Here is a 12,729-nt window from a genome sequence, read left to right as displayed (position 1 = left end):
TTTTCTATGGATTTTTTTGAAGAATTTACTTAGACTTTTGCGGCGCTTGATTTACCGACTTTTGTATTTCCGACTCTTGGTTTTCTGGCTTTGGATAAACAGCTACCCAATCGAGAGAGCGGATTGGTGGAAAAAGCTCAATTTTCGCTACTGATGCGGGAAGTTTCTTTAAATCCAGCGACTTGATTCGTCCTACTGCCAAACCAGATGGAAATTTCTGACTATAAGTAGATGTGGAAACTAAATCTCCTACCTTGACATTTGGGACTTTTTCATAAAACTCCAGCACAGCTTCTGCTGAAGAATCTCCACGCAAAACACCTTTAGCTGCTGTACGGCTAACTGATACACCCACTTGACTTTTGAGATCGCTGATTAACAACACGCGGCTAGTATTAGGAGTTACACTTTGCACCAAACCCACTAATCCGCCTTCTGCCTTGACTATGAAACCTTCCTGAATCCCTGCATTCGCACCACGATTCAAGGTAACTTGTTGCCACCACTGGTCAGCACTACGTCCTACCACCCGCGCTGGAATTGGCCGTGATGCCAACGGCTCTTTTTCCACATAGCCTAATAAATCTTGTAGCTTTGTCTTTTGACTTTCCAAATCTACTATACGAGTTTGCAATTCTAATATCCGGGCATCTCTAAGCCGTTCTTCTGGAGTTGGCCCTGACTGCAACATCTCTAACGGACGGGTAATTGCCTGGTATGTCTCAAGCACCAGTGCACCTTGAGTTTGTCGCAATATCCAAGCACTACCTACTACTAAAGCTAACAACCCGATTTGTAATCCTTTATGATCCCACCAACGCCGCATTGTAACCATATATACTCCATATACTTAAACAATTAAGTTCTACTTGGATTCTATTTATATAAAACCCAAATAGAACTCAAATAGAACTCAAATAGAACTCCAGCCTGATATTTTTGTTGCTACATATTGCGAGAGCTTTCAATAACAACTCTTTCCAACTGTTTAAAGTTTTCTAACACACGACCTGTTCCCAGCACAACACAGCAGAGAGGATCGGCGGCAATGTGAGTCACAATCCCCGTTTCATGGCTAATTAAGGTATCTATGCCTTTGAGCAAAGCACCACCACCGGCTAACATAATACCTCTGTCAATAATGTCTGCTGCCAGTTCTGGAGGTGTACGTTCTAATGTGCGCTTCACAGCTTCTATAATTACTGATAGCGGTTCCAGCATACTTTCACGGATTTCTGGGGCTTTGATGGTAACAGTTCGCGGAAGACCAGAAAGTAGGTGTAAGCCTCGGATTTCCATCATCATGTCATTATCATCATTAGTGGGATAAGCAGAACCCATCCGAATCTTGATGTCCTCGGCAGTCCGTTCACCAATGACTAAGTTATGAACTTTCTTAATATACTGAATGATCGATTCAGTCAGTTCATCTCCAGCAATGCGTACTGATTCGCTGATCACTGTACCTTGAAGACTCAGCACTGCAACTTCTGTTGTACCACCACCAATATCAATGATCATGTTGCCAGTGGGTTCAGCAACAGGTAGTCCGGCACCAATGGCAGCAGCTACAGGTTCATCGATTAAATAAACTTTTCTTGCTCCTGCTTGGTGAGCTGCATCCATCACAGCTCGCCTTTCTACTCCTGTGACACCACTGGGAATACCAATGACAATCCGAGGTAAAATTAAAGATTTGCCTTCATTTACACGCCCAATAAAGCTTTTGAGCATTAGCTCGGCTATATCGAAATCAGCAATTACACCATCGCGCAAGGGGCGGAGGGCAATCACATTTCCAGGTGTGCGACCGAGCATTTTTTTGGCTTCTTCTCCTACTGCCAGTGCTACCTTTTCGTTGACATCGATAGCAACTACAGAAGGCTCTTGAAGTACAATACCTTTACCAGATACATAAACTAGGGTGTTAGCAGTACCGAGGTCGATACCCATATCCCATGATGTACGAAAGTTCCTAAAAATACCCACGCGTCTATAAGCCCCCTATGTGCGATACTTCTTGACTACAACGGTAGAGTTGATTTGATTATGTTTATATCCTGAGTTCAGTAAACTAGACTATATTTTTATATAATTCCCAGGAATATTTGCGATGTCTTAGCTATGTATGTTTTGATATTCTCTGGTTAACTTAGTATATCCGTATAGTTTTATGTGTTTCTCCAAGTAATATGTATAATTTTTCAAGTCAACTATATTGTTAACTGTTTAACACATTATTTTCAAGTGTTTCACAATTCGCTATGATGAAAGTCTAAATTACTAAGTACGCATGTACTAAAAGGTAACGCACATGAGTATCAATGTTGTCACCCTCATTGGTCGTGTAGGCGGCGACCCAGAGATTAAGTATTTCGAGTCTGGTAGCGTTAAGTGTAGATTGACACTAGCTGTTAATCGCCGTACTAAAGAAGGCGAACATACTGACTGGTTTAATTTGGAGCTATGGGGAAAAACGGCTGAGGTGGCAGGTAATTATGTACGTAAAGGCAGGCAAATTGCAGTTAAAGGTTCCTTGAAGTTTGACACATGGAGCGATCGCCAAACAGGAGCAAACCGATCCTCACCAGTTATCCAAGTAGATCAACTGGATTTATTAGGCTCTAAGCGCGATTCAGAAGGGGGCGGAGATTTTTCGCCAGAGAATTTCTAATTGGGCATTGGGAATTGGGCATTGGGCATTGGGCATTAGTCCTTTGCTTTCACAAATGACAAAGGACTAATGACTAATGACTAATAACTAATTTGCAATGTCACCGATGCTTCTACTTGCTGCTCACCACCAACGACAGGGGTTGAGGCATCAGCTACTTTGGCAGCTTCAGCCCTTAACAACATCGGTGGTGGTGGAGGCGCACTGGCATTATTAACTTGAATGCTCACCACTTCTTTGGATTTGAAACCCAAGGCACTGAAAACAGCATCAGCTTGCTGCTGGGCATCTTGGGTAGCTTCTTTTAATGCTTGCTTTTGAGCAGCTGCGATCGCTTCATCATTAGCAACAAAACTAATACCGTTAATTTGTGTCGCACCCGCTTTCACTGCATTATCCAATAATGTACCGGCTTTCTCGGTAGGAATGCGAAAACTAACTATGTTATTGGCAGCATAGCCTGTAATCCTCTGCACATTATTGGTGTAACTGTAAACTGGATTAAGCTGGATACCAGTAGTTTGTAATTTTTCAACATTTTGGCTTTTGAGGAACGCAACTACAGCCGATGACCTCCGGGCGGCTTCTTGCTGTACCTCTTGGGCTGTTTTCCCCTGAATCTCCACTCCTAAATTGACTTGCGCCAAGGTTGTAGGAATTGTTTCTACTCCGCGACCGCTCACACTAAGGGTTCGCCACAATTTCTCTTTTTCTTGTGCTAACGTAGGCAATGGAAAATTTACACATAAAAGCATTGCTAAAGGCAGTATTTTCCACAATTTTCCATGAGAAAACTGAGAACCGGGTAAAGCGGTTCTAGTCATAAGATTTGCACTCCTCAAAGTATCCACAGATGTTTTCAATCAACGTATCTAGCAATCTTCTGCTGGCGTTGAGAGTCAACAGTGATCACAAGTTTTTCACAACTCAAGTGCGACTAGATACGATTTATATGTTCTTACTTTGACATTGCCATAGTCAAAAGCGGAAATGGTTACATTTTTGGAAACTAAAAAAATTACACCAGTACTTTCTTAAGCTAGTAATGAAAAGTTTGTAGTAAGCAATTTAATGCTTACAAATAAGGACTGAAGTCCTTACTAGGAACTGGGGACAAATTAATTTATTTAATCTGTCAATCGCATTTCCATAGGATGTTTTTCAGAAACGCGTCAAAATCAAAGAGAAGGATTTTCAGAGAACCCATGCATTTGTTAGATCCAATCAACTTCTCTTTTCCTCTGCTGGCTACCGCAACACAAGCCGCAGACAGTTCAATGGTAGTAGCAGCAGTGTTACTAAGCTTAGTAGTCGTTTATCTCGCCAGCAAAGTTGGTGGAGAGTTATCAAACCAAGTGGGTTTACCGCCTGTCTTAGGCGAACTGGTAGGTGGTGTGGTAGTTGGTATCTCTGTTTTCCACCTTTTAGTGTTTCCAGAAGGCGGCACAGACAGTTCTAACTCTTTGATCATGTCCTTCCTTCAAATCACTGCTGGTTTAACGCCTGAAGCTACTCCAGCCGTGTTTGCAGCGCAGTCTGAGGTCATTTCGGTTTTGGCAGAATTGGGTGTGATTATCCTACTGTTTGAAATCGGCTTGGAATCGAACTTAAAAGATTTAATGGCAGTTGGTATCCAAGCTACCGTCGTTGCAGTAGTGGGGGTAGCAGTACCCTTTGCCGCTGGAACTGTGGGATTGATGACTTTGTTTGGTATTAGTGCTGTACCTGCGATTTTTGCCGGGGCGGCTTTGACTGCCACTAGTATCGGTATTACTTCTAAAGTGCTGTCAGAGTTGGGGCGACTCAATTCTAAAGAAGGGCAGATTATTTTGGGTGCTGCCGTAATTGACGATGTTTTGGGAATCATCGTTTTAGCGGTAGTTGCCAGCCTAGCTAAAGATGGTGTAGTGGATGTCAGCAAAGTTATTTATTTGATTATCAGCGCCACTGGTTTTATTTTGGGAGCAATCCTACTAGGGAATGTTTTCAATAAATCTTTTGTGGCGATCGCTGATAAACTCAAAACACGCGGTGGACTAGTAATACCAGCATTCATCTTCGCTTTTGCTATGGCATACCTTGCCGCCGTCATCCACTTAGAAGCAATTTTAGGAGCTTTTGCGGCGGGTTTAGTTCTAGAAGAGACAGATAAGCGCAAAGAACTACAAAGGCAAGTCTGTCCCATTGCCGATATGTTAGTGCCAATTTTCTTTGTAACTGTTGGCGCAAAAACCGATTTGGGAGTTTTAAACCCAGCAATTCCCGATAATCGAGAAGGTTTAATTATGGCAACTTTCCTGATCATAGTAGCCATTCTCGGTAAAGTAATCACAGGCTTAAGCGTGTTTGGTCAACCGGAAATCAACCGTTTAGCGATCGGTGTAGGGATGATTCCTAGAGGAGAAGTTGGATTAGTGTTTGCTGGTGTCGGTGCAGCCAGTGGCGCTCTCTCGAAACCATTAGGGGCAGCAATTATCATGATGGTTATCTTGACAACCTTTTTAGCCCCTCCTTTGTTACGATTTGTATTTCCAGATCCAAAAACTGTGGATTCAGGCTCAGACCAACTGATTTTAGATGGTTCCTCTGCCTCGTTGGTAATTGAACCGCCTCAGTCAAGAGTGCCAGCATCAAATGACAGTGGCAATTTGGAAGTAACCCCAGAATCTAGCGATCGCTAATCTTTGGGAATGGGGAATGGGGAGAAACTTATTCAATAATTCTCCCTCGTCCTCCTCATCTCCCTCATCCCCCTCATGCCCAATTACGCAGTGGAAACTTCTCTTCCTAAATTTCCGTCCCGTCTGATTGTAAAATAATCGTCTGTTTATAATTTCTACCACCATTCGGAATGTTATTTATTTCCAGTTTCCCTTGGCTTGTAAGCCTTTATTTGAAAATTTTTTAGGTAATTGGGGAGTAACACCCATAAATTTTGCTAGATCCTCTCAAAGGAATGGGAATTATCTATTTAGTACATTGATGGCGAAAAACAAAAAACAGTTATCAGTGAACGGTTATCAGTTATTAGTTTTCTAGCTTCCTTCGGAGTCAGAATTCCTACCTCTAAAGGTGGAAAATTTCACATGGGGATTTAGACCCAATATGAAACCTGGTGACTGATTTAAGCGCGTCTTTATACCATCTGAAAAAATCAGAAAAGGCATCAGAGGTCAAGTTTAGGTGGTGACAGTGTGATGATTTACCAATGAGTTGAGATATTGACCAGAAATAAAAAGGTACAGAGCAAATAAATTTATTCATGGGCTTGGTAAATTTTTGACTTTTGACTTTTGACTTCCCGGAAGGGGCTGACGGCTCCCATGAACGTGAATTAGGAGAAAGAACTGTGAAATTACATTGGTTACTACCCAGCACTATTGGAACTATCTTCATGCTATCGTCGCCGGTAATGGCTGCGAGACTTGAATCTTGGCGCTTTGATGCCAATCAAAACAGGCTGGAAATTAATACTGTAGGAGCAGTTCAACCCCAGGCACAACTAATTTTCAATCCAACTCGGCTGGTAATTGATTTGCCAGGAACCACATTTGGGCGTCCGCAGCTAACCCAACAGGTGGGCGGTGGAATTCGCTCGATCCGGGTTGGACAGTTTGATACAGAAACAACCCGTATAGTTGTGGAACTGACTCCTGGCTATACTTTAGACCCCAAACGAGTGCAATTTGTAGGTACAACTGGCGATCGCTGGACGGTGCAATTACCTAGACCAGAAGTGGATAGAGTAGCCTCATCTCCCCCTTTATCTCCCAGAAGTGCCTACACTGTTGTTACCCCAGACTCTGAACCTCAACCTAGTATTTCAAGGGTTGCCACTACTATACGAGGGGCGACTCAAATTGAGAACTTACAAGTAACAGGTGATGGGTTGTTCATTCGCACCAGTGGTGGTGGTAATTCTCCGATTCGGGTAATTCGGAGCCGCGATCGCGCTACCATCTTCATGGATATCTCTAACGCATCTTTATCACCACGTCTGACGCAACAGAATAATATCCCCGTTAACAAACATGGTATTAGCCGCGTTGAATTTACCCAACTACAAAGCCAACCTCCTGGCGTTCGCCTGACTTTGCGGGTAGATAAAAATAGCCCTAATTGGCAAGCAACTAATAGTAACAGTGGTGGATTAGTAGTTCTACCTAGTCGCGTCGTCAGATTGCCTGGAAATAATAATTATGATAATCAGGCACAACCACCCTCCTTTCTCAGTAGACCATCTGCCGACAACTCCCCAGCAACAATTGAATCTGTACAACTGGCTGATAATAACAGACAACTGCTAATTAGAGGCGACCAAACTTTATCTGCCACTGGAACCTGGGATAGATCCTTAGGTGTGTTCCGCGTTACAATTACCAATGCCAAGTTAGCTCAGAGAGTTACAGGCCCGACTTTTGCTCCCAATAGCCCCATTCTTCGGGTACGTCTGCAACCCCAACAACCCAACACAGTCGTTGTTTTAGTTCAACCAGCAGCCGGAGTGCAACTTGGGCAACCCCAGCAGATTGGCGACCAGCTTTTAGTTCCAATACAAGGTTCTCGGCGAGTTGTTGCCCTCCCTGGAAGACCCCCCTTTGCTTTACCTGGGCTACCACCACCAAACCGGGGACCATTCCCAGACCCAAACAATCCCAATTCCCAGCCACTAACACAACCACTGCGTCGAGTTACCAATGGGCGAGTGGTAGTGATTATTGACCCAGGACATGGTGGCAAAGATTCTGGAGCGCTTGGCATTGGGGGGGCACGCGAAAAGGATGTTATCTTGCCTATTGGTAAGAAACTTGCTGAGATTTTGCAGCAACATGGCGTACAAGTAATTATGACCAGGGATTCTGACTATTTTGTTACCCTTCCAGGACGGGTGCAATTAGCAGAGCGAGCTAATGCTGATGTGTTTGTTAGCATTCACGCTAACTCCGCAGGTGCGAGTCGTCCCGATGTTAATGGCTTAGAAGTCTATTATTACGATAGCGGTCTGGATCTAGCTCGTATTGTCCGCAGTAGCATTCTTCAAAGCATTAGTACTATCAAAGACAGGGGAGTGCGGCGAGCCAGATTTTATGTCCTCAGAAAAAGTTCTATGCCTTCTATCCTCGTGGAAACAGGTTATATGACTGGTCGACAGGATATGGCTAGGCTCAGAACCTCAGCTTACCAAAATCAAATGGCAGAAGCGATCGCTCGTGGCGTTCTTCAGTATCTAAAGAGAAGATAAGTAATTTAGTCGAAATTATTGAGTAAATACATCTAATCTTTACCATTTTTATCCGATTTAGTAGTAAACAATTTAAGTATTTTTGCGGCGGGATAGGAGTAGCTTCTTTGTTATTGTCATCTGATGATTTGCAAGCCAAGCCATTTTGGATTTTGGATTTTGGATTTTGGATTAACCCCACTGATAAAGGGATGGGGGTTGAGAATTTTAAATTTTTGATTAGGACTTACGCACACTCTACGAATTCTCGGCGCTCTTGGCGTCTTGGCGGTTCGAGAAATTAAGCTTTTTAGCAATTTTTGCGTAAGTCCTATTGATAATGGAATTATTTCATACCACAAGGAGTGTTAGTGTATCAAAGCGATAGTCCACCATCAACCAAAAATCAAAAAATCTAAAATTAGGAATCTAAAATCTAAAATTGACAGTCAAATTTATATAGGCTCATGGCATGGCAAAATCAGAGGAGCGTGCTATATTTTACGCCATTAGCTGTGTCTTAATAACAGCGTAAAACTCAAGTATGCGCGGTGACGGTGTGAGGATTTGCCAATATGTTGAGATGTTGACCAGAAATCAAAAGGTACAGAGCAAATAAATTTATTTATGGGCTTGGTAAATTTTTAACTTTTGACTTCCCCAAAGGGGCTGACGGCTCCCATGAATGTGAATTAGGAGAAAGGACTGTGAAATTACACTGGTTACTATCCAGTACTATTGGAACTATCTTCATGCTGTCGTCGCCGGCAATGGCCGCGAGACTCCAATCTTGGCGTTTTGATACCAACCAAAATCGTCTGGAATTTAATACTTCAGGGGATGTTCAACCCCAAGCACAATTAATTTTTAACCCCACTCGTTTAGTAATTGATTTGCCAGGAACCACATTTGGGCGTCCGCAGTTAACCCAACAGGTGGGCGGTGCAATCCGCGCTATCCGTGTTGGGCAGTTTGACGAACAAACAACGCGCATAGTCGTTGAACTGACTCCTGGTTATACTCTTGACCCCAAGGGAGTACAATTTGTTGGCACAACTGGCGATCGCTGGATGGTACAATTACCTGCGCCAGTAGCTGAGAATGTACCCTCAAATACTGGGGGGCAACAAGAACAAGCCATAGCAACAGAGACTTCACCGAAAACATCTCCACCACTGTTCCCCCCAAGAAATATTTATAACGTGGTGACACCAAGCTCTGTCAATCCGCCTAAAAACGGAATACTTGCCGCCAGAGTTACTCAAATTGAGAACTTACAAGTCACAGGCGATGGTTTTTTCATCCGCACCAATGGTGGTAATCCTCAGATTCAGGTAAATCGTAGCAACGACCAAAGGGCAGTTAACATCGATATTACTGGCGCTACTTTATCACCAAATCTAGGGCAGCGCGATTTGCCGATTAATCGCTATGGTGTCAACCGCATTCAGTTCAGCCAACTACAAACAAGCCCATCTGTTGTTCGCATAACTTTACAGGTGGACGAAAATAGTCAAAATTGGCGAGCAACAACTAGCAGTATTGGTGGTTTTGTGGTTCTGCCCAGTCGTGGTATTGCCCAGTTGCCTGGAGGTAATACTTCACGCCCAATACCATCTACTAACACTTCACCTGCTACCATTCAGTCTGTGCAATTGGCAGGTAATGGCACACAACTGCTGATTAGAGGCGACCAAGCTTTATCTGCTACAGGAGGCTGGGATAGAACTTCTGGTCTGTTCCGTATTACCATCAACAATGCTCGGTTAGCCCCCAGAGTTACAGGCCCGAATTTTAATGCTAATAGCCCTATCCTGCGAGTTCGTCTGCAACCACAAGAATCTAATACTGTCGTCGTCTTAATTCAACCAGCAGCCGGAGTACAAATTGGAGAACTCAATCAAGTTGGCGACCAGCTTTTGGCTTTAGAATTACAACGCTCTGGTAGCGTCACACCTCCTATTGCTTTACCTCCTCTGCCATCGCCAAATCTAAGTCAATTCCCAAACCCCACAGATAATCCCCGTCCTATCTCCCAGCCACAGCCGCGCCCCTCAGTTCCCAGAGGGAAATTACTAGTTGTGATTGACCCAGGACATGGTGGAAAAGATTCAGGTGCCCCAGGTCTAGGCGGACTTTTAGAAAAGGACGTAATCCTGCCTATTGGTAAAAGGGTAGCAGCAATTTTAGAGCAAAATGGTGTACAGGCAGTACTCACACGGGATGCTGACTTTTTTGTAGAACTTCAGGGACGGGTAGAAATAGCCGAGCGAGTTAATGCGACTGCCTTTGTCAGCATTCACGCTAATTCGGTTGATAATCGTCCTGATGTTAATGGGTTAGAAGTATATTATTACGATAGTGGTTATGCTCTGGCTGAAGTAGTTCGCAAAACCATCCTCCAGAACATCAGCACAATCAAAGACCGGGGAACCCGCAAAGCCAGATTCTACGTCCTCAGAAAAAGCTCTATGCCCTCGATTTTAGTAGAAACAGGTTATATGACTGGTCGAGAAGACAATCCCAGATTGGGAACATCAGAGTATCAAAATCAGATGGCAGAAGCGATCGCTCGTGGCATCTTAAAATACTTACAGCGCTAATTAATATAGTAAAAATGACTAATTAAAAGGTGGTATTTAGACTTCTTTGGCATCCAGAATTTAGTGGTCAAATTGGAGATTGTCTGCTAAATTCTGTATTTTAAATCCCAAAACCAAATTAATATCTGCCTGTGTATTCATCTTTGATCTTTGAAGCGAATCTTGACAATTTTTCTGATCAAGAACCCCAACGTGCCCCAATTGGCATCTTTGACAGTGGTGTGGGTGGGCTGACGGTACTACGACAACTATATCGGCAACTTCCCAATGAATCAATTATTTACTTTGGGGATACAGCCCGACTTCCTTATGGAATTCGTTCACAAGCAGAAATTTTACAATTCACGCGTGAAATTATTACCTGGCTACAACAGCAGCAGGTAAAAATGGTAATTATGGCTTGTAACACCAGTTCTGCTCTGGCCCTTGAAACCGTGCGTCAGGAATTCAATATACCCATTTTGGGAGTAATCCTACCGGGTGCAAAAGCTGCCGTACAGCAAGGAAAGCGGATTGGTGTAATTGCCACTCCCGCTACAGCGAAAAGTAATGCTTATAAGCACGCAATAATCGAAATTGCTCCTGAAGTTCAAGTCTGGCAAGTTGGATGTCCAGAGTTTGTGCCACTCATCGAGCAAAACCGGATTCACGACCCCTACACTGCCGAAGTAGCACGAGCCTATCTAGAGCCTTTACTAGAGCAGGAAATTGACACCTTAGTTCACGGCTGTACCCATTATCCTCACCTGACACCAGTATTGCGATCGCTCCTCCCCTCCCATGTCCAACTGATTGACCCAGCTGTTCATGTCGTAGCAGCTTGTGCCCAGGAGTTAGACTTATTAAGCTTAAAAAATACCCACCTCCCACTGCCAACTCGCTTCGCCGTTAGCGGTTGTCCGAAACAGTTTTCCCAGTCAGGAGTGCAGTGGCTAGGTTATACCCCAATGGTTGAAGAGGTTTGCTTCACTGATACCGCTATTTCCCAACTCCATTGAAGGAGGCAGGGGGCAGGGGGCAGTGGAGACAAGGGGACAAGGGGACAAGGGGACAAGGGGACTTAAATCAGAACTTGCAACAAGTGTTTCCCCTTGTCCCCAATTCTCAAGAGTCCCCAAGTCCTCTTTTCAATGCCCAATGCCCAATGCCCAATGCCCAATCCCTACTGACTATTAACTGCTTCAGTCACCTTTGCCCTTACTGATATCTCCTGCTTGTGTTTTCCTTCGGTAGATGAAGAAAAACTTCTAGCAACAGTCTTTGTACCTGTTCGCTTTGCCAGTGCTAGTAACAGGTAGACTGTGAACAAATATCCAGACGCTAAAATAAAAATCATCATAGGTATACTTCCGCAAATCATTGTTCTACTAGCACCTTTCTAAATGAATATAAAATTCCATAAAATTAGTAGAACCTCAGCCAAGCAAGTGCATCTTGATGGCTGTAGCTTCATAATGGTAAAATTACCCATAGAGATAAAATTCTCTATAGACAAATAATTTCTTCTCTAATACGACTTCTTGCAGACCATAGATCCCACAGCAGTTAGATTGCTAAAAAGCAATCTAAAACTATGATTCTTTGCGGTCTACTTGATCTGCTTTATTTTTGATCACATTGCTGTGAAAGGAGCAATGCTTGCGCTCAACGTGCGCTGAAGACGTGTAGCGGCTTCCCATAGGGATATCGCATAGCTCCAAACCAGGAGTTTGGCGGATCGTAGGAAAAATCAAAGGAATTATTTCCTTAATTTTAAACTACGACTAATTATTTTAGACCTACATCACCGAGTCAGTAAAATCAACTACTAGGTGACTTACTTTTGGGGTGTGAATATCTGAAAAATTTAAAATTCCTATATTTTAGCGTAACACAACGACATTAAATTTTGAGCCTGTTCGACTGCTAAATTTCAAATTTTTTGAGTAGCTACACTTCAGTCCTGAATAAATTTAGTCTGACTCGTTGATGACTCATTTTAGTTAAATCCATTTTGTCAATAGGGAACATTGCTTAATTTTTATTTTGAACTGTGGCGGTAAAGGTGTACCGAGAAACTACTTACTATAATTTAAGCTTATATTTATTCCCATGTACTTATAACTCGTGTGTAAAGTTATTTTTAAACCTAAGTTTTCAACAATTAAGCATAATTGCTTATTGACAAATACACTATTAACCTCAAGTATCACCTATAGACTCATGAAAATGGGATTACCTTATGAAAACTT

Annotated in this window: 9 protein-coding genes; 5 read left to right on the top strand and 4 right to left on the bottom strand. The window is 43.1% G+C overall.

Going from position 1 to position 12,729, the window contains the following annotated elements; genetic code table 11:
- Nucleotides 1-25: 25 nt before the first annotated feature.
- The gene (gene mreC, locus CDC33_RS31980; protein WP_109012339.1) at nucleotides 26-835 is read right to left on the bottom strand and encodes a rod shape-determining protein MreC; all 810 of its coding nucleotides are present in this window, start codon (nucleotides 833-835) and stop codon (nucleotides 26-28) included.
- A gap of 110 nt (nucleotides 836-945) precedes the next feature.
- The gene (locus CDC33_RS31975; RefSeq protein WP_109012338.1) at nucleotides 946-1,953 is read right to left on the bottom strand and encodes a rod shape-determining protein; all 1,008 of its coding nucleotides are present in this window, start codon (nucleotides 1,951-1,953) and stop codon (nucleotides 946-948) included.
- A 361-nt stretch (nucleotides 1,954-2,314) separates the two neighbouring features.
- Here CDC33_RS31975 and CDC33_RS31970 point away from each other — a divergent pair, with 361 nt between their 5' ends.
- Nucleotides 2,315-2,674, top strand: coding sequence for a single-stranded DNA-binding protein (locus tag CDC33_RS31970; RefSeq protein ID WP_109012337.1), 360 nt, complete (start codon nucleotides 2,315-2,317; stop codon nucleotides 2,672-2,674).
- Nucleotides 2,675-2,754: 80 nt separating this feature from the next.
- On the opposite strand, the gene CDC33_RS31965 is transcribed toward CDC33_RS31970, so the two are convergent.
- A complete protein-coding gene (locus CDC33_RS31965) occupies nucleotides 2,755-3,498 on the bottom strand; it encodes an SIMPL domain-containing protein (RefSeq protein ID WP_109012336.1) in 744 nt (247 codons plus the stop codon).
- 381 nt (nucleotides 3,499-3,879) lie between these two features.
- On the opposite strand from CDC33_RS31965, the gene CDC33_RS31960 reads away from it, so the two are divergent.
- From CDC33_RS31960 to murI, 4 genes are all read left to right on the top strand, one after another.
- Nucleotides 3,880-5,355: a cation:proton antiporter gene (locus tag CDC33_RS31960; protein ID WP_109012335.1), complete on the top strand. Its 1,476-nt coding sequence runs from the start codon at nucleotides 3,880-3,882 to the stop codon at nucleotides 5,353-5,355.
- 668 nt (nucleotides 5,356-6,023) lie between these two features.
- A complete protein-coding gene (locus CDC33_RS31955) occupies nucleotides 6,024-7,916 on the top strand; it encodes an N-acetylmuramoyl-L-alanine amidase (RefSeq protein WP_109012775.1) in 1,893 nt (630 codons plus the stop codon).
- A gap of 686 nt (nucleotides 7,917-8,602) precedes the next feature.
- The gene (locus CDC33_RS31950) at nucleotides 8,603-10,498 is read left to right on the top strand and encodes an N-acetylmuramoyl-L-alanine amidase (RefSeq protein ID WP_109012334.1); all 1,896 of its coding nucleotides are present in this window, start codon (nucleotides 8,603-8,605) and stop codon (nucleotides 10,496-10,498) included.
- A 131-nt stretch (nucleotides 10,499-10,629) separates the two neighbouring features.
- Nucleotides 10,630-11,496, top strand: a complete 867-nt coding sequence (gene murI / locus CDC33_RS31945) for a glutamate racemase (RefSeq protein ID WP_109012333.1) — start codon at nucleotides 10,630-10,632, stop codon at nucleotides 11,494-11,496.
- Nucleotides 11,497-11,660: 164 nt separating this feature from the next.
- Here the strand turns inward: murI and CDC33_RS31935 are convergent, their stop codons facing one another.
- Entirely contained in the window at nucleotides 11,661-11,858 is a 198-nt protein-coding gene (locus tag CDC33_RS31935) for a hypothetical protein (protein ID WP_109012331.1), read from the bottom strand.
- Nucleotides 11,859-12,729: the final 871 nt, after the last annotated feature.

This window comes from Nostoc commune NIES-4072, assembly GCF_003113895.1.
Taxonomy (GTDB): Bacteria; Cyanobacteriota; Cyanobacteriia; order Cyanobacteriales; family Nostocaceae; genus Nostoc; species Nostoc commune.
Note: the sequence above shows the minus strand (reverse complement) of the source record. Positions and strands in the feature narration are given on the sequence as shown.